13 protein-coding genes are annotated in these 18168 nt (G+C 74.5%); 10 read left to right on the forward strand and 3 right to left on the reverse strand.

Annotated elements, in window-relative coordinates; genetic code table 11:
* Positions 1-4 precede the first annotated feature (4 nt).
* The 6 genes from NLX85_RS29695 (at position 5) to NLX85_RS29720 (ending at position 6037) form a co-directional block, all read left to right on the forward strand.
* A complete protein-coding gene (locus NLX85_RS29695; protein WP_254340689.1) occupies positions 5-571 on the forward strand; it encodes a TIGR03086 family metal-binding protein in 567 nt (188 codons plus the stop codon).
* A gap of 76 nt (positions 572-647) precedes the next feature.
* Positions 648-1184: a PadR family transcriptional regulator gene (locus NLX85_RS29700; RefSeq protein ID WP_254340691.1), complete on the forward strand. Its 537-nt coding sequence runs from the start codon at positions 648-650 to the stop codon at positions 1182-1184.
* On the forward strand, positions 1181-1882 hold the full coding sequence (locus NLX85_RS29705; RefSeq protein ID WP_254340694.1) for an ABC transporter ATP-binding protein: 702 nt from the start codon (positions 1181-1183) through the stop codon (positions 1880-1882). The genes NLX85_RS29700 and NLX85_RS29705 overlap by 4 nt, the downstream gene beginning before the upstream one ends.
* Positions 1879-3402, forward strand: coding sequence for an ABC transporter permease (locus NLX85_RS29710; RefSeq protein ID WP_254340696.1), 1524 nt, complete (start codon positions 1879-1881; stop codon positions 3400-3402). The genes NLX85_RS29705 and NLX85_RS29710 overlap by 4 nt, the downstream gene beginning before the upstream one ends.
* A 95-nt stretch (positions 3403-3497) precedes the next feature.
* Positions 3498-3917, forward strand: coding sequence for a hypothetical protein (locus NLX85_RS29715; protein WP_254340697.1), 420 nt, complete (start codon positions 3498-3500; stop codon positions 3915-3917).
* Positions 3918-3919: 2 nt separating this feature from the next.
* Positions 3920-6037, forward strand: a complete 2118-nt coding sequence (locus NLX85_RS29720) for a bifunctional polysaccharide deacetylase/glycosyltransferase family 2 protein (RefSeq protein WP_254340699.1) — start codon at positions 3920-3922, stop codon at positions 6035-6037.
* Between the two features lie 33 nt (positions 6038-6070).
* On the opposite strand, the gene NLX85_RS29725 is transcribed toward NLX85_RS29720, so the two are convergent.
* A complete protein-coding gene (locus NLX85_RS29725) occupies positions 6071-6235 on the reverse strand; it encodes a hypothetical protein (RefSeq protein WP_254340701.1) in 165 nt (54 codons plus the stop codon).
* A 64-nt stretch (positions 6236-6299) separates the two neighbouring features.
* On the opposite strand from NLX85_RS29725, the gene NLX85_RS29730 reads away from it, so the two are divergent.
* Positions 6300-7241: a threonine/serine dehydratase gene (locus tag NLX85_RS29730; protein ID WP_254340703.1), complete on the forward strand. Its 942-nt coding sequence runs from the start codon at positions 6300-6302 to the stop codon at positions 7239-7241.
* 69 nt (positions 7242-7310) lie between these two features.
* Here NLX85_RS29730 and NLX85_RS29735 read toward each other — a convergent pair whose 3' ends face one another.
* Positions 7311-9407 (reverse strand): S9 family peptidase, encoded by a 2097-nt coding sequence (locus tag NLX85_RS29735; protein WP_254340705.1) that lies wholly within the window; start codon positions 9405-9407, stop codon positions 7311-7313.
* Between the two features lie 100 nt (positions 9408-9507).
* Here NLX85_RS29735 and NLX85_RS29740 point away from each other — a divergent pair, with 100 nt between their 5' ends.
* Entirely contained in the window at positions 9508-10983 is a 1476-nt protein-coding gene (locus tag NLX85_RS29740; protein ID WP_254340706.1) for an FAD-binding oxidoreductase, read from the forward strand.
* A 34-nt stretch (positions 10984-11017) separates the two neighbouring features.
* Here the strand turns inward: NLX85_RS29740 and NLX85_RS29745 are convergent, their stop codons facing one another.
* Positions 11018-13075 (reverse strand): SpoIIE family protein phosphatase, encoded by a 2058-nt coding sequence (locus tag NLX85_RS29745; RefSeq protein WP_254340707.1) that lies wholly within the window; start codon positions 13073-13075, stop codon positions 11018-11020.
* A 182-nt stretch (positions 13076-13257) separates the two neighbouring features.
* On the opposite strand from NLX85_RS29745, the gene NLX85_RS29750 reads away from it, so the two are divergent.
* Positions 13258-17610 carry a HAMP domain-containing protein gene (locus NLX85_RS29750; RefSeq protein ID WP_254340918.1) on the forward strand — a complete coding sequence of 1451 codons (4353 nt, stop codon included), beginning with the start codon at positions 13258-13260 and terminating at the stop codon, positions 17608-17610.
* Entirely contained in the window at positions 17607-18164 is a 558-nt protein-coding gene (locus tag NLX85_RS29755; RefSeq protein ID WP_091315495.1) for a two-component system response regulator, read from the forward strand. The genes NLX85_RS29750 and NLX85_RS29755 overlap by 4 nt, the downstream gene beginning before the upstream one ends.
* Positions 18165-18168 lie beyond the last annotated feature (4 nt).

An 18168-nucleotide genomic window follows, 5' to 3' on the forward strand; every position in this document is an offset into this window, starting at 1 on the left:
CCCTATGACCACGAAGACTAGTGAGCTGCTGGCCGCCGCCGCGCCCCGTACGGCGGCGGTGGTCCAGGGCATCTCCGACGACCAGCTCGGCCTGCCCACCCCGTGCCCCGACTACACGGTGCGCGACCTGCTCAACCACCTCTTCGACGTGGTGGTCAACTTCCAGGACCTGGCCCGCCGGCGGGAGGTCGACTGGTCGGCCAAGACCGACCACCTGACCGAGGGCTGGCGGGACCGGTTCGCGACCGAGGCCGTACGCCTGGCGCAGGCGTGGTCGGACCCGGCGGCGCTGGAGGGGGTCTCGCCCGGCATGGGGCTGCCCCAGGAGACCGTCGGCCAGATGGCCCTCATCGACCTCACCGTGCACGGCTGGGACCTGGCCCGGGCGACCGGGCAGCGGCTGGAGGTCGACCCGTCGGTGCTGGCCGAGGGGCACGGCTTCATGGACCGGATGGGCGACACCGGGCAGAAGATGGGCGCCTTCGGCGAGCCCGTCCCGACCAGCGCCGAGCCCACCACGCTGGACGCCCTGCTCGGCCGGACCGGCCGCGACCCCGCCTGGACCCCCTGACCCGACCGGCCCGTGCGGCGACCCGCCCGCACGGGCCACTCTTGACACCACTATTCGCTCAACGAATAGTGGTGCCGTGTCCACTCAGCACGTTCTGCTCGGGCTGCTCGCGCGCGGCCCCCGGCACGGCTACGAGCTGAAACGCGCCCACGACGAGCGGCTGCCCCGGGCCCGGCCGCTCGCCTTCGGGCAGGTCTACGCCACCCTGGCCCGGCTCCAGCGCGACGGCCTCGTGGCCCCGGCCGGCCAGGACCGCGAGGGCGGCCCGGACCGCACGTCGTACGCGCTCACCGGGGCGGGGCGGGCCGCGCTCGACCGGTGGCTGGCGACCGTCGAGCCGCCCCTGCCGTACGTGGCGAGCACCCTCTTCGCCAAGGTGGTGGTCGCGCTCATGGTCGCCGACGTGGAGCGGGCCCGCGGCTACCTGATCGCCCAGCGCCGGGCGCACACCGAGCGGCTGCGCGAGCTGACCGCGGTGAAGACGGCCCCCGCGGCCGGCCTCGACGACGTGATCGCGGCCGACTTCGCCATCGCCCATCTCGACGCCGACCTGCGGTGGCTGCACACCACCCTGGAGCGGGTCGCCGACTGGCACCGGGAGGTGCACTCGTGAGCTTTCTCCAGGCCCGCGGCGTGGTCCGCGCGTACGGGAGGACGCCGGCCCTGCGCGGCGTGACGCTCGACGTGGCCGAGGGCGAGATCGTCGCCGTCACCGGCCCGAGCGGCTGCGGCAAGTCCACCCTGCTGCACTGCCTCGCCGGCATCCTGCGCCCCGACGCCGGGCAGGTCACCTGGCGCGGGGAGCGGATCGACGAGTGGCCGGAGGCGGCCCGGTCCCGGCTGCGGCGCACCGAGTTCGGAGTGCTGTTCCAGTTCGGCCAGCTCGTCGCCGAGCTGACCGCGGCGGAGAACGTCGCCCTTCCGCTGCTTCTCGCCGGCACGGGGCGGCGGGAGGCGCGGACGGCGGCGCTCACCTGGCTGGAGCGGCTGGGCGTGGCCGAGGTCGCCGACGTGCCGCCGGGCGAGATGTCCGGCGGGCAGCAGCAGCGCTGCGCCCTGGCCCGGGCCCTGGTCACCGAGCCGCGGGTGCTCTTCGCCGACGAGCCGACCGGCGCGCTGGACACGCTCACCGGCGAGCAGGTGCTCACCCAGCTCGTCCGGCTGGCCCGGGAGCAGCGCACCACCGTCGTGCTGGTCACCCACGAGCCGCGGATCGCCGCGTACGCCGACCGCGAGGTGACCCTGCGAGACGGGGCGCTCGACCGGTCGGGGCTCGGCCTCGACGCGCCGCTGCCGGGCGGCCACCGGTGACGCCGGGCACCCTGTTCCGGCTCGCCCGGGCCGGCACCCGGGCCGACACCGCCCGGGTCGCGCTGACCGCGCTGAGCGCCGCCCTGGCCACGCTGGCCGGGCTCGCCGCGCTGACCGTGCTGGCCATACCCACCCCGCCGGCCACCGACGGCAACTCCGTCCGCTGGTCCCTCCAGTACACCAACGGGCTGCTGCGCGAGCCGGGCCTGCGCGGCGGCCTGGCGTTCGCCCTGCTGCTGCTCGTCGTGCCGGTGCTCGGGCTGGCCGGGCAGTGCGCCCGGCTCGGCGCGCCGGCCCGGGACCGCCGGCTGGCGGCGCTCCGGCTGGCCGGGGCGACCCCGCACGAGGTGACCCGGATCGCGGCCGCGGAGACCGGCCTGGCCAGCCTGCTCGGCACCGTCGGCGGCCTCGCCGTCTTCCTGGCCGGCCACCGGCTGCTGCACCGGCCCGGCGCCGACGGGCGGCTGTCGCTGCCCACGGACGTCCACCCGGCCCCGCCGGCCGTGCTGGCCGTGGTGCTCGGCCTGCCGCTGCTCGCCGCCGTGGTCGGCGCGGTGCTGCTGCGCCGGGTCACCACCACCCCGTTCGGCGTGGTCCGCCGGGTCCGCACCCGGGCGCCCTGGCCGTGGCCCGGCCTGCTGATCCTGGTCGGGCTCGGCCTGTTCGCCGCGTTCCGCCCGGTGGGCCTCTGGTACGAGCGGCGGCACGCCGCGCCGCCGCCCTGGCTGCTGCCGACGCTGCTGGTCCTCGGCGCCCTGGCGGCCATGGTCGGGGTGATCGCCGGCACCGGCTGGCTGTCCCACACCGCCGGCCGCCTGCTGCACCGGTACGGCCGCCGCCCGGCCGCGCTGCTGGCCGCACGCCGGCTGACCGCCGACCCGTGGGCGGGCAGCCGCACCTTCGCCGCCCTGCTGGCGGCGCTGGTCTTCGGCGCGGGCGCCGCCGGCATCCGCGCCGACTTCCTGGCCAGCATCGAGCTGGAGCGCCGCACCGGCGCCGGAATGGCCGCCCCGGGCTCCTTCTACCTGGGGGCCATGGACCTGGTCGACCTGGCGGTCGCCGTGTCCGTGGCCATCGCGGGGGGTGGGCTGCTGGTGGCGGTCGTCGAGGGGATCGTCACCCGGCGGCGGGCGTACGCGGCGCTGGTGGCGACCGGGGTGCCGCGCGCCACCATCGGCCGCTCGCTGCTCTGGCAGGCGCTCGCCCCGGCGGTGCCCGCGATCGGCCTCGCGCTGGCCGTCGGCTACCTGCTCGTCCGGGGCGTGTATCCCGCACCGGCCGGCGGCGGCTACGCGCAGGAGGTCTGCGACGCGGGTGAGCAACTCTGCGGTGACCCGGCGACCCGGGCCGGCCACACCCGCACCGAGTGGGTGCCCGAGGTGACCGTCGCGCCGCACGTACCGTGGGAGCAGCTGGCCTGGTTCGCGGCGGGCGGGCTGGCCGCGGTGCTGCTGACCGTCGGCGTCGGCGTCCTCTTCCTGCGCGCCAGCACGACGGTGGAGGAGCTGCGCACGACCTGACGTAACGCGTTCGGCGGCACGGGCGCTGTTTGCCTCGGGAGGCCCAAGGTCGGTCTCCCGAGCCGGCCCGAGCGTGACAGCGGGAGATCAGCACCATGCAGAACCAGCCGGGCGGCGCGCCGCCGGTGTTCGTCGACCGGAGCGGCCGGCGTCGCCGGCTGACCGTGATCGCCGGCACGGCGATGGGCCTCGGCCTGCTCACCAGCCTCGGCCTGATCCTGGCCGGGCTGTTCTTCGACTCCACGGTGCCGTTGCCCGGCTGGTCCGACACGAAGGTGCCGCCCATCGAGGCCGGGGTCGACGCGCCGTCCCGGGGCGAGCAGCGGACCAGCCCGAGCCCCCGGCCCTCGCCGGCGACCAGCACCAGCCCGGCGCCCGTGTCGACCGGCACAAGCACGACCGCACCCACCCGGACCACCACCTCGGCGGCGCCCCGCCCGTCCACCACCGGGCCGGGCCAGGGCGACGAGCGGCGGAGCACGGCCAGGCCGAGCAGGACACCGGGCAAGCCCTGACCATGGCGAGACACGTCGCCCGCCCCGACCCCCGGGCGCACTGGGTGCTGCTCCTGCTGGGCCTCGTCGCCCTGCTCGCCGCGTTGAGCTTCCACGGCCTGGTCAGCGCCGTCGGCGGCGGCTCCGGCCCGGACCGGGCGCCCGCCCCGCCGGCGCCCCGCGCGGTCGCCACCGGCGGGCCGGTGCTGCGGCTGGACGGCCCCACGCCGGTCAGCCGGCGGCTGCCGGCGCGCACCCTGGCGCTCACCTTCGACGACGGTCCCGACCCGCGCTGGACGCCGCAGATCCTCGACGTGCTGCGCCGGCACCGCGCGCACGCCACGTTCTTCGTGGTCGGCTCGCGGGTGGACGAGCATCCCGAACTGGTCCGGCGGATCCTCGCCGAGGGGCACGAGATCGGCTCGCACACCTTCACCCACGCCGACCTCACCGCCGCGCCGGGCTGGCGTGCCGCGGCCGAGCTCTCCTGGACCCGTAACGCGATCGCCGGAGTGACCGGCCGCGAGGTGACCCTGTTCCGGCCGCCCTTCTCGTCGACCACGGCCGCCATGACCGACGCGCAGTACGAGGCGCTGCGTAACGCCGCCGGCAGCGGCCACGTGGCGGTGCTCGCCGACCGGGACACCAAGGACTGGCAGCGCCCGGGCGTGCCGGCCATCGTCAAGGCGGCCACGCCGCAGGGCGGCGCCGGCGCGGTGGTGCTCATGCACGACGGCGGCGGGGACCGCGGCCAGACCGTCGCCGCCCTGGACCAGCTGCTCACCCGGCTGGGGACGCAGGGCTACACGTTCACGACCGTCTCCGCCGGGATCGGCGCGCCCGACTCGATGGTCCCGGCCACCACCGGCGCCCGGCTGAGCGGCACCGCGCTGCGGTGGGCGCAGACCGGCGCCGACTGGCTGACCTCGGCGATGAACCTGCTGCTCGGGGTGGCTCTGGTGCTCGGCGTGGTCCGCCTCGCCGTGCAGGTGGTCTGCGCCCAGCGGCACGTCCGCCGGGTACGCCGCCCCCGGCGCCGGCTGCCCGAGGTGATCGCGCCGGTGTCGGTGATCGTGCCGGCGTACAACGAGGCCGCCAACATCGCCGCCACCGTGCGGTCCCTGGTCGCCAGCGCGTACCCGGCGCTGGAGGTGATCGTGGTGGACGACGGCTCCAGCGACGGCACCGCCGACATCGTCGAACGGATGCGGCTGCGCGGGGTACGCGTCATCCGGCAGGCCAACGCCGGCAAGCCGGCCGCGCTGAACACCGGGATCCAGGCCGCCCGCGCCGACCTGCTGGTGCTGGTCGACGGCGACACCGTCTTCCAGCCGGACACCGTCCACCGGCTCGTCCAGGGCTTCGCCGACCCGACCGTGGGCGCCATCAGCGGCAACACCAAGGTGGCCAACCGGCGCCGGCTGCTCGGCCGCTGGCAGCACCTGGAGTACGTGATCGGCTTCAACCTCGACCGCCGGATGTACGACGTGCTGGAGTGCATGCCGACCATCCCCGGCGCGATCGGCGCGTTCCGCCGCGAGGTGCTGTTCGCGATCGGCGGGGTCCCCGCCGACACCCTGGCCGAGGACACCGACCTCACCATGAAGGTGCTCCGGGCCGGCTGGCGGGTGGTGTACGAGGAGGGCGCGATCGCCTGGACCGAGGCGCCCTCGTCGCTGCGCCAGCTCTGGCGGCAGCGCTACCGCTGGTGCTACGGGACCATGCAGGCGATGTGGAAGCACCGGCACGCCGTGCGCGAGCCGGGGGCCGGCGGGAAGCTGGGCCGGCGCGGGCTGCCCTACCTGGCCGTGTTCCAGATCGTGCTGCCGCTGGCCGCGCCCGCCGTCGACGTCTTCGCCCTCTACGGGCTGCTCTTCCTGCCCTGGACCCAGCTGGCGCTGGCCTGGCTGGGCCTGTTCCTGCTCCAGGCCGGCACCGCCGCGTACGCGCTGCGCCTGGACCGGGAACGCTTCGGCCCGCTCTGGACGCTGCCGCTCCAGCAGCTCGTCTACCGCCAGGTCATGTACCTGGTGGTGGTGCAGTCGGTGGTGACGGCGGTGGTCGGCAACCGGCTGCGCTGGCAGCGGATGGTGCGTACGGGCGAGGCGGCGGCGTTGGTCGAGGGGACTCCCGCCCGCTGACCCGGCGGTGCTGGTCCGAGCCCGGCGGCGCGGTCAGCGCGTGCCGAGGAGCCCGGCGGACCAGGCGACGGCCAGGCCGATGAGCGCCGAGCAGCAGCAGACCACCAGGGCGGAGGCGACCACACCGAGGATCAGCCAGGCCGGCGCGCGCCGGGCCGCCCCCGGTCCGGTCTCCGCCCGCTGCTCGTCCTCGTCCACCCGGCCGAGTCTAGGCGCCGCGCGCGGGGCGGCGGCCCGACCCGGCGCGCGGCAGGATGGGACGATGGAGCTGGTCTCGATCGCCGACGTACGGGCCGCGGCCGAGGACGTGGCGCGCGCCGTGGTGCGCACCCCGCTGCTGCCGACGCTCTGGGACGACGAGCTGTGGCTCAAGCCGGAGAACCTGCAACCGGTCGGGTCCTTCAAGCTGCGCGGGGCGACCCACGCGGTGGCCCGGCTGGACCCGGCCGCCCGGTCCCGGGGCGTGGTGACCCATTCCTCCGGCAACCACGGCCAGGCCCTGGCCTACGCGGCGAGGGCGTTCGGCGTGCCGTGCACCGTGGTCGTGCCCGAGGGCGCGCCGCAGGTCAAGGTGGCGCGGATGCGGGCGCTCGGCGCGGACGTGCGGCTCGTCCCGCCGGCCCGCCGGCTCGCCGAGGCGGAACAGGTCGTGGTGGACACCGGAGCCGTGCTGGTGCCGCCGTTCGACCACCCGTGGATCATCGCGGGGCAGGGCACCGTCGGGCTGGAGATCGTCGCGGACCTGCCCGACGTGGACGTGGTGCTGGTGCCGGTGGGCGGCGGCGGGCTCTCCTCCGGGGTGGCCACCGCGGTCAAGGCGCTGCGCCCGTCCGCCGCCGTGGTCGGGGTCGAGCCGCTGCTCGCCGCCGACGCCCGGGACTCCCTCGCGGCCGGGGAGGTGGTCGTCTGGGACGTGGAACGCACCTACCGCACCTGCGCCGACGGGCTGCGGACCAACCTGTCCGAGCTGACCCTCGCCCACCTGCGGGACCGGCTCGACGGCATCGTCACGGTGACCGAGGACGAGATCGTCACGGCGCTGGGGCGGCTGCTCGGCGACGCCCGGCTGGTGGCCGAGCCGAGCGGCGCGGTCGCGCTGGCCGCCCGGCTGTTCCACCGCGACGAGCTGCCGCCGGGGCGTACCGTCGCGGTGGTGACCGGCGGCAACGCCGACCCGCACGTGCTGGCCGCGGTGCTGGGCTGAGACCGTCCGGGCCGCGCCGGGCCCGGACCGTCGGTGCGGAGGGGCCGGCGCCGGCCCCTCCGCCGGCGGTCAGGCGCGGCCCAACCGGTCCAGGATCCAGGCGTTGATGAACGCCTCCTCGCGCCAGGCGTCGTACCGGCCGCTCGGGCCGCCGTGGCCCGCCCCCATCTCGGTCCTGAGCAGGTAGTCGCCCTGCGGGGCGACCGCCCGCAGCCGGGCGATCCACTTGGCCGGCTCGTGGTAGAGCACCCGGGTGTCGTTGAGGCTGGTCACCGCGAGGATCGCCGGGTAGTCCACCGCGGTCACGTTCTCGTACGGCGTGTACGACTTCATGTACGCGTAGACCTCGGGGTCGTCGAGCGGGTTGCCCCACTCCTCCCACTCGGTGACCGTGAGCGGCAGCGACGGGTCGAGGATCGAGGTGAGCGCGTCCACGAACGGCACCTGCGCGACGATCCCGGCGAACGCGTCCGGGGCCAGGTTGGCCACGGCGCCCATCAGCAGGCCGCCGGCGGAGGCGCCCCGGGCGACCAGCCGGTCGCTCGCCGTCCAGCCGGCCTTGACCAGGTGCCGGGCGCAGGCCACGAAGTCGGTGAAGGTGTTCTTCTTGGCCAGCAGCTTGCCCTCGTCGTACCAGCACCGGCCCAGCTCGCCGCCGCCGCGGATGTGCGCGACCGCGAAGATCACGCCCCGGTCGAGGAGGCTGAGCCGGGCGATGGAGAACCAGGGGTCCATGCTCGCCTCGTACGACCCGTAGCCGTAGATGACGGCCGGTGCGGAGCCGTCGCGCGGGGTGCCGGTGCGGCAGACCAGCGAGATCGGCACCCGGGTGCCGTCGTCGGCGAGCGCCCAGTCCCGGTGCTGCTCGTAGTCGGCCGGGTCGTACTCCCGCCCGTCCGGGCCGGGCCGGACCGGCTTGCGCCGGCGCAGCACCAGTTGCCGGGTGACCAGGTCGTAGTCGTAGACCGAGTCCGGCGTGACCAGCGAGGTGTAGCGCAGCCGCACCTCGCTGGTGCGGTACTCCGGGTTGGCGTCGAGCCCGACGCTGTAGAGCGGCTCGGGGAAGTCGATGTCGAAGCTGTCCCCGCCGCCGACCGGCAGCACCCGCAGGCCGGTCAGCCCGTTGCTGCGCAGCGAGACGACCAGGTGGTTCTCGAACGCGTCGACGGACTCCAGCCGGGTGCCGGGGGTGTGCGGGATCAGCGGCGTCCAGTCGCCCGGCGCGTCCGCCGAGGTGTACGCGAGCGCGAAGTCCTCCGCGCCGTCGTTGTGCAGGATGAGGAAGCGGTGCCCGTGGTGCTCCACCGCGTACTCGACGCCCTGCCGCCGCGGCGCGATGATCGCCGGCTCGCCGGTGGGGTTGGCGGCCGGGATGACCCGCACCTCGCTGGTGATCTTGCTGTGGATGTCGATGACCACGAACCGCTCGGAGCGGGTCAGCTCGACGCCCACCCAGAACCGCTCGTCGTCCTCCTGGTGCACCACGACGTCCTCGCTCGACGGGGTGCCCAGCGTGTGCCGCCAGACCCGGTTCGGCCGCCAGGCGTCGTCGACGGTGACGTAGAACAGCGTCGAGGCGTCGCTGGACCAGGCGGTGCCGTAGAAGGTGTCCGGGATCTCGTCGGGCAGCACCTCACCTGTCGACAGGTCCTTGACCCGGAGGGTGAAGCGCTCGTCGCCGGAGAAGTCGGTGGAGTAGGCCAGCCAGCGGCCGTCCGGGCTGACGTCGAACGCGCCGAGCGCGAAGAAGTCGTGCCCCTCGGCGAGCTGGTTGCCGTCGAGCAGCACCTCCTCGCCGTCGAGCGGCGCGCCGTCCTCGCTGACCGGCGGGGTGGTCTCGCCGTCGCGGACGGCCCGGCGGCACTGCACGCCGTACTGCTGGCCCTCGATCGTGCGGGTGTAGTACCAGTGGCCGTCCTTGCGGGTCGGCACCGACAGGTCGGTCTCCTGCGTGCGCCGGCGGGTCTCCTCGAACAGGTCCGCGCGCAGCCCGTCCAGGTGCGCGGTGCGCGCCTGCGTGTACGCGTTCTCCGCGGTCAGGTAGGCGATCGTGTCCGGGTCGTCCTTGGCGGCGAGCCAGGCGTACTCGTCGACGACCGTGTCGCCGTGGTGGGTCCGGTCGGCCGGAACGCGCTTGGCGACGGGGACAGGGTTCTCGGTGGTCACGGCGTCACGTTACCGGCCGGCGGGCGGCGGCCGGGGTCGCGCGCCGTGGGAACGCGGCGACTCGCCGACAGGGCTTTCGAACATGTGTACGATAACCGCCATGGCGGCTGCAGCGAGTTCCACGGATCGACCCGGAGCCCTCGAGATAACCCGGAAGCTGGCGGAGATCTGCGGCCGGCCGTTCGCCCGCTTCGCCGGCCCCGCCGACGAGGTGGCCGGCCGGACGGCCCGCTGGGTGGCCGTGCCGGGCGGCCCGCACGCCGCGGCCGAGGTGCTCCGCCTCGCCGCGGCGCACGACCTGACCGTGGTGCCGCGCGGCGCCGGCACGAAGATCGACTGGGGCGCGGCCCCCGCGCAGGTCGACATCATGCTCGACACCGGCCGGCTGGCCGGGGTCTGGCACGAGCCGCAGGGCTCCTCGGTGGCCGAGATCGGCGCCGGCACTCCACTGCGGGCGGTGCAGGCCACGCTGGAGCGCACCGGCCGGCGCCTCCCCGTCGACGCGCCGTCCCCCGGGGCGACCCTGGGCGGCGTGCTGGCCGCCGACGAGGCCGGCCCGCTGCGCCACCGGCACGGCAGCCCGTGCGCCCAGCTCGTCGGGGTGCGCTACCTCGACGCCGACGGCGAGCTGGTCAGCGTGGGTCTGCCCGGCACCGCCCAGTTCGGGCAGGCCGCCCCGTCCGCCCGTCGGGGCGGAGGTCCGGCGGCCGGGCCCGGTGGCGGTGCGACGCCCGGTGGCGCCTCGGCCGTCCTCGGCGGGGCCGAGGTGCCCGGCCTCGACGTGGCGCGGCTGCTCTGCGGCTCGCAGGGCGGCCTCGGGGTGCTCGTCTCGGCCACCATGCGCGTGCAGGCCGTGCCGGCCGGCCGGGTCTGGGTGTCCCGTCCCGTGTGGACCCCGCTGGAGGTGCACGACCTGGTCCGGGCCGTGCTCGCCGCCGGGCTCGACCCGGCGGCCGTCGAGCTGGACCTGCCCGTGCCCGTGTCGCTGCCGCGCCGGCGGATCCCCGCGTCCCACCCCTCCGTGGCCGGCCGGCCCGACCACCCGGCGGTCACCGGCCGCCCGGCGCGGCCCGCCGCCGCGGGCAGCCTCGTCGTGCTGCTGGAGGGCGGCCCGGCCGACGTGGCGGAGCGGGCCGACCGCCTCACCGCGCTGCTGGGCCCCGAGGCCGTGGTGAACCACGCCGCCCCGGAGTGGTGGGGCCGCTACCCGTTCGCGCCCGGCGACACCGCGCTGCGGATCGAGGTGCCCATCAACGACCTGCACGCCGCCGTCTACGCGCTGCGCGACGCGGCCGGCACCCCGGTTCCGGTACGCGGCTCCGCCGGGATCGGCGCCGTGCACGCCGCGCTGCCCGGCTCACTGCCGCCCGAGCGGGTCGCCTCGATCCTCGCGGCCGTCCGGGGCGTGCTCCTCGCCCGCCAGGGTCGCTGCGTGGTGGTGTCCGCCCCCGCGCCGGTCCGGCGCGCCGTCGACCTCTGGGGCGAGCTGCCCACCCTGCCCCGCCTCCGCAACGCCAAGGCCCACCTCGACCCCCACCACCGCCTGGCCCCCGGCCGCCTCCCCGGCGGCCTGTAACGCCCCGCCCCGCCCCGGGCCGGGCCGGCCGGGGTCAGAGGGCGTCGTTGCGGAGGACCAGGACGGCTATGTCGTCGCGTGGGGGTTCGACCGAGAAGGCGATGGCCGTGGCGCGGAGGCGGGCGGCCACCACGTCCGCCGAGTAGCCGGCCAGGGGCGCGGCCGACTCGCGGAGCCGGTCGGTGCCGAACAGTTCCCGGCCGCGCCGCCGCTCGGTGACCCCGTCGGTGTAGAAGATCAGCGCGTCGCCGGGCTTGAGCGCGATCTCGGCGGTGGGGGTGGCGATCGCGTCGAGCAGGCCCAGCGCCGTGCCGCCGGTGCCGACGAAGCCCGCACCGCCGCCGCCGTGCAGCAGCACCGGCCGGTCGTGTCCGGCCAGGTGCAGCGAGACGTCGAGCTGGTCTCCGTCGCCCGGTCCGACCGCCGCCAGCGCCAGCGTGCAGTAGCGGCCGCCGCCCCGCTCGACGAGCGTCTCGTTGAGCCGGCCGAGCACCTCGGGCAGCGGCTTGCCGTCGCCGACCAGCACCCGGATCACGTCCCGGACCAGGCCGGTCACCGCCGCCGCCTGGACGCCCTTGCCGGAGACGTCGCCGATCACCACGAGCCACCGGCCGTCCGGCAGCGGCACCACGTCGTAGAAGTCGCCGCCGACCTCGGCGTCGTCGCCGGTCGGGACGTACTCGGCGGCGAAGCCGATGCCCTCGACCACCGGGAGCACCGGCGGCAGCAGCGACTGCTGGAGGGTCTGCGCGACCCGCCGGCGCTCGGCGTGGATCCGGGCGTTCTCGATGGCCAGCGCGGCCCGCCGGGCCACGTCCTCCAGCACCGAGACCTCGTCGGGGTCGTGCCGGTGCCGCTGGTGGCGGCCCACGGCCAGGGTGCCGAGCCGCTGCCCGCGGGCGATCAGGGGTACGGCGAAGCCCTCCATCGGCGCGCCCAGCGGCACCTGCGCCGCGCTCCGGGACGCCTCCCGCAGCCGGGCCTGGATCGAGTCCGGCCCGGTCTCCTGGAGCACGCGGTGCAGCTGCGGCAGCACCGCCTCGTCGGCGTGGCTGGCCGCGGCGAGCCGCAGCCGCCCCCACTCGTCGGTGGTGTGCACGGCGCACCACTGGCCCAGCCGGGGCACCACGAGCTGCGGGACGAGCGCCATGGTCAGCTCGACGTCCAGCGACTGGGCGAGCAGCTCGCTCGCCTCGGCGAGGAAGGTGAGCCAGGCCGACCGGCGTACGTCGGCCCGGCGCAGCCGGTCGTTCTCCAGGTGCAGGGAGAGCCGCTCGCCGGCCAGCACCGCGAGGGGCCGGGCGTACGCCGAGGGCGCCGCGTCCAGCTCCAGCTCGCCGGCGTACGGGCGGTGCACGGCGAGCGGGACGCGCAGCAGTTGGTTGCCCTCCCGGGGCTGCCGGCCGTAGCGGGCGAGCACCTGGCTGCCCTGGCCGTCGCCCCGGTCCAGCCGTACGACGCCGCCGGCCGCGCCGACCATCTCGGCGACCCGGGTCAACAGCCCGGCGGCGAACTCGGGCAGCGGGTCGTCGGCGTACGGGTCGGGCGTGGTCTGCATCAACTCGCTCATGGCGGCGGCGCTCGGGGTGCCCCCGTCCCCGTCGGTCTGGGTGGCCGGCGTCATGCCGGCGGACCGGGTGGCCGCCCCCACACCGGGCCGGTCGAGCCGGAACCAGACGCCCTTCCCGGTGGGCAGGTAGGTGGTGCCCCACCGGCTGGCGAAGTGGTCGACCAGCAGCAGCCCGCGCCCGCGCTCGGCGACCTCGGTGATGTCGGAGGTGGTGTTCCGGACGCCGACGAGCAGCTCGTCGACCGGGCCGGAGGCGAAGTCGGTCACCGTGACGGTGAGCCCGGCCGGGTCGGCTTCGACCTCGATGTCCAGTTCGGTGCGCGCGTGCTCGACCGCGTTGGTGGTGAGTTCGGTGGTGAGCAGCAGCGCCTCGTTGAGCAGTTCGTGCAGGTCCGCCTCGGCGAGCACGGACCGCACGAGCGCGCGGGCCGCGGCGGGCGTCCGCCGGTCCGCGGGGAGGCGGACCCGCCGGATGTGCTCGTCCGAGCCGCCGTTCATGGCCGGCCCCGCCTCCGCTGACACCTTCGTATCCTCCACCGCCGCCACCCCGGGTGCCAAGCCGCTCCGCCGATTCCGGTCGGCGCGGGACAGAACGGGCGTGGCGCGGGCTCGCCGCCCGTGTCCTCGACGTGACACGCGGCAGAATGGTGGGATGGCCGCGTGTCGGCACGAGCCTGATGGCCCCCGAGCTGAGCGAGGAACTGATGACCACGGCGAAACAACCGGTGGCCGCGGACGACCACGAGGCGCTCCTCGGCGAGCTGGTCGAGGCGCTGCGGCGGGTGCGCCGCGGCGACCTCCGGGTCCGGCTGCCCCGGCGGGCCGGCCTGGCCGGCGAGATGGCCGACACCTTCAACGACGTGGTGTCGCTCCAGGAGCGGCAGCACCTGGACCTGCGCCGGATCAGCCGGGTCGTCGGCCGTGACGGCCGGCTGACCGAGCGCCTCGACGACGAGGGCCTGGACGGCTCCTGGGCGGAGGGGCAGCGGGCGGTCAACTCGCTCATCGACGACCTGGGCCGCCCGACCACGGAGATCGCCCGGGTGATCGTGGCGGTGGCCGACGGCGACCTGTCCCAGCACATGGCGCTGGAGATCGACGGCCGCCCGCTGCGCGGCGAGTACCTGCGCATCGGCCGGACCGTGAACACCATGGTCGACCAGCTCTCGTCGTTCGCCGACGAGGTGACCCGGGTGGCCCGGGAGGTGGGCACCGAGGGCAAGCTGGGCGGCCAGGCCGACGTCCGCGGCGTGGCCGGCACCTGGAAGGACCTCACCGACTCGGTGAACACCATGGCGTCGAACCTCACCGGCCAGGTGCGGTCGATCTCCCAGGTGGCGACGGCGGTGGCGAAGGGCGACCTGTCGCAGAAGATCACGGTCGGCGCCCGCGGCGAGGTGGCCGAGCTGGCCGACACGATGAACTCGCTCACCGACACGCTGCGGCTCTTCGCCGAGCAGGTGACCCGGGTGGCCCGCGAGGTGGGCACCGACGGGAAGCTCGGCGGCCAGGCCGAGGTGCCGAACGTGGCGGGCACCTGGAAGGACCTGACCGACAGCGTCAACTCGATGGCGTCGAACCTGACCAGCCAGGTCCGCAACATCGCCCAGGTCTCGACCGCGGTGGCCCGCGGCGACCTCTCGCAGAAGATCACGGTGGCCGCCCAGGGCGAGATCCTGGAGCTGAAGGACACCGTGAACACGATGGTGGACCAGCTGTCGTCATTCGCCGACGAGGTGACCCGGGTGGCCCGCGAGGTGGGCATCGAGGGCAAGCTGGGCGGCCAGGCCCAGGTGCGCGGGGTCTCCGGCACCTGGCGGGACCTCACCGAGAACGTGAACCAGCTCGCCGGCAACCTGACCAGCCAGGTCCGGAACATCTCGCAGGTGTCGACGGCGGTGGCCAAGGGTGACCTGTCGCAGAAGATCACGGTGGACGCGCAGGGCGAGATCCTGGAGCTGAAGAACACCGTGAACACCATGGTGGACCAGCTGTCGTCGTTCGCCGACGAGGTGACCCGGGTGGCCCGCGAGGTGGGCACCGAGGGCAAGCTCGGCGGCCAGGCCCAGGTGAAGGGCGTCTCCGGCACCTGGCGGGACCTGACCGACAACGTGAACTCGATGGCGTCGAACCTGACCAGCCAGGTGCGGAACATCGCCTCGGTCACCACGGCCGTGGCGAAGGGCGACCTGGGCCAGAAGATCACCGTCGACGCTCGGGGCGAGATCCTGGAGCTGAAGTCGACGGTCAACACGATGGTCGACCAGCTGTCGTCGTTCGCCGACGAGGTGACCCGGGTGGCCCGCGAGGTGGGCACAGAGGGCAAGCTCGGCGGCCAGGCCCAGGTACGCGGCGTCGCCGGCACCTGGCGGGACCTGACCGACAACGTGAACTCGATGGCGTCGAACCTGACCGCCCAGGTGCGGAACATCGCCCAGGTGTCCACGGCGGTGGCCAAGGGTGACCTGTCGCAGAAGATCACGGTGGACGCGCAGGGCGAGATCCTGGAGCTGAAGTCGACGGTCAACACGATGGTCGACCAGCTCTCGTCGTTCGCGGACGAGGTGACCCGGGTGGCCCGCGAGGTGGGCACCGAGGGCAAGCTCGGCGGCCAGGCCCAGGTGAAGGGTGTCTCCGGCACCTGGCGGGACCTGACCGACAACGTGAACTCGATGGCGTCGAACCTGACCAGCCAGGTGCGGAACATCGCCTCGGTCACCACGGCTGTGGCCAAGGGCGACCTGGGCCAGAAGATCACGGTGGACGCGCAGGGCGAGATCCTGGAGCTCAAGAACACCGTGAACACCATGGTGGACCAGCTCTCCTCGTTCGCCGACGAGGTCACCCGGGTGGCCCGCGAGGTCGGCATCGAGGGCAAGCTGGGCGGTCAGGCGCAGGTGAAGGGCGTCAGCGGCACCTGGCGGGACCTCACCGAGAACGTCAACCAGCTCGCCTCGACCCTGACCACGCAGCTCCGGGCGATCTCCCAGGTCTCCACCTCGGTGACCCGGGGCGACCTGACCCAGCGGATCAGCGTGAAGGCGCAGGGCGAGGTCGCCGAGCTGAAGGACAACATCAACCAGATGATCGTCACCCTCCGGGAGACGACCAAGAAGAACGCCGAGCAGGGCTGGCTCGACTCGAACCTGGCCCGGATCGGCGGCCTGCTCCAGGGCCAGCGGGACCTCGGCGAGGTCTGCCGCATGATCATGATGGAGGTGACCCCGCTGGTCGACGCGCAGCTCGGCGCGTTCTTCCTGGCGGACAGCTCCGAGGGGAGCATGCGGCTGCGGCTCACGGCCTCCTACGGCTACGTGGCCCGCGGGCACGACGTGACCTTCGGCCCCGGCGAGGGGCTGGTCGGGCAGGCCGCCCTGTCCCGGCGCACCATCCGGGTCAACGCCCAGCCCGACGGGCGCCTGGTGCTCCGGTCCGGTCTGGCCGAGACGCCGCCGGCCGACCTGGTGGTGCTGCCGGTCCTCTTCGAGGGCGAGCTGCTCGGCGTGATCGAGTTCGCCGGGGTGAGCACCTTCTCCGAGCTGCACCTGGCGTTCCTGGAGCGGCTCGTGCTCACCATCGGCGTGGCGGTCAACACCATCCAGGCCAACCGGCGTACGGAGGAGCTGCTGGCGCAGTCGCAGCGGCTGGCGCACGAGATGCAGGAGCAGTCGGCCGAACTCCAGCGCACCAACGCCGAGCTGGAGGACAAGGCGAAGCTGCTCTCCGAGCAGAAGACCAACATCGAGACGCAGAACCGGGAGATCGAGCTGGCCCGGCTCGGCCTGGAGGAGAAGGCGCAGCAGCTCACCCGGGCGTCGGCGTACAAGTCGGAGTTCCTGGCCAACATGAGCCACGAGCTGCGTACGCCGCTGAACTCGCTGCTCCTGCTGGCCCGGCTGCTGGCCGAGAACCCGGAGCAGAACCTGAGCCCGAAGCAGATCGAGTTCGCCCGGACGATCCACAGCGCCGGATCGGACCTGCTGTCCCTGATCGACGACATCCTCGACCTGTCCAAGATCGAGGCGGGCCGGATGGACGTGGAGCCGACCGAGATCCACTTCTCGGAGATCCGCGGCTACGTCGAGCAGGCGTTCGCGCCGCAGGCCGAGGAGAAGGGCCTCGACTTCCAGGTCCGGATCAGCAAGGAGCTGCCGCCGGCGCTGGTCACCGACGCCCAGCGGTTGCAGCAGATCCTGCGCAACCTGCTCTCCAACGCGGTGAAGTTCACCGACAACGGCGCGGTGACCCTGCGGATCGCGCCGGCCCCCGAGCACGCGGTCTTCGACGTGCCGGCGTTGACCAACGCCCGGCAGGTCATCGCGTTCACGGTGATCGACACCGGCATCGGCATCTCGGACGACAAGCTCTCGCTGATCTTCGAGGCGTTCCAGCAGGCCGACGGCACCACGAGTCGGCGCTACGGCGGCACCGGCCTGGGCCTGTCGATCAGCCGGGACCTGGCCCGCCTGCTCGGTGGCACGATCACGGTGTCCTCCGCGCCCGGGCAGGGTTCGACGTTCACCCTCTTCGTACCCGACGTGCTGGCGCCGGACGCGGTGGTGGCGCCGGCGCCGCCCTCGCCGCAGCGCGCGGGCCTGCCGTCTTCCCTGCTCATGCCCATGGAGTTGCCGCAGCCGCGGGAGACCCCGGCGACCCGCCGGCTGGAGGGCGTGACCGTCCTGATCATCGATGACGACGTCCGGAACGTGTTCGCGCTGACCTCCGCGTTGGAACTGCACGGCATGACCGTGCTCTACTCGGACAACGGAGCGGACGGGGTCCGCCAACTGGCCGAGCATCCGGAGGTGGACATCGTGCTGATGGACGCGATGATGCCCGACCAGGACGGCTACGAGACGACCGCGCAGATCCGGCGCAACCACCGCTTCGCCGACCTGCCGATCGTGTTCCTGACCGCGAAGGCGATGCCCGGTGACCGGGAGTCGGCGATCGCGGCCGGGGGTAGCGACTACATCACCAAGCCGGTGGACCTGGACGAGCTGATCGAGATGATGGCGTCCTGGATCGGCCGGAGCCGAGGCGAGGAGAATCCGTGACCCAGATGGCCAAGGCGCTGCTGGTGGACGACCGGCGGGAGAACCTGATGGCCCTGGAGGCGATCCTCCAGGGGCTGCCCGTGCAGTCGGTCGCCGTGGAGAGCGGTGAGGCGGCGCTCAAGCAGCTCCTGGTGGACGACTTCGCGGTGATCCTGCTGGACGCCCAGATGCCGGACATGGACGGCTTCGAGACCGCCACCCACATCAAGCGGCGGGAGCGGACCCGGCACGTGCCGATCATCTTCCTCACCGCGGCGGACAAGGACGCCCAGCTCGCCCTGCGCGGCTACGCGGTGGGCGCGGTCGACTACCTGACCAAGCCGTTCGACCCGTGGGTGCTGCGGGCCAAGGTGTCGGTCTTCGTCGAGCTGTGGGTGAAGACCCGGCAGCTCGCCGCCCAGTCCGACCTGGTGCGGGAGCGCGACGCCCAGTGGCGGGTGCTGACCGACGCGGTGGACGAGGCGACCGCGCTGCTGCGCGCCGAGGACGACGCCGAGTCCCGGGAGCGTGCGGTGGACCTGCTGGAGCAGGCCCGCTGGGGCAACACCGCCTGAGCCC

Source organism: Micromonospora sp. A3M-1-15 (assembly GCF_024213425.1).
GTDB lineage: Bacteria > Actinomycetota > Actinomycetes > Mycobacteriales > Micromonosporaceae > Micromonospora > Micromonospora chersina.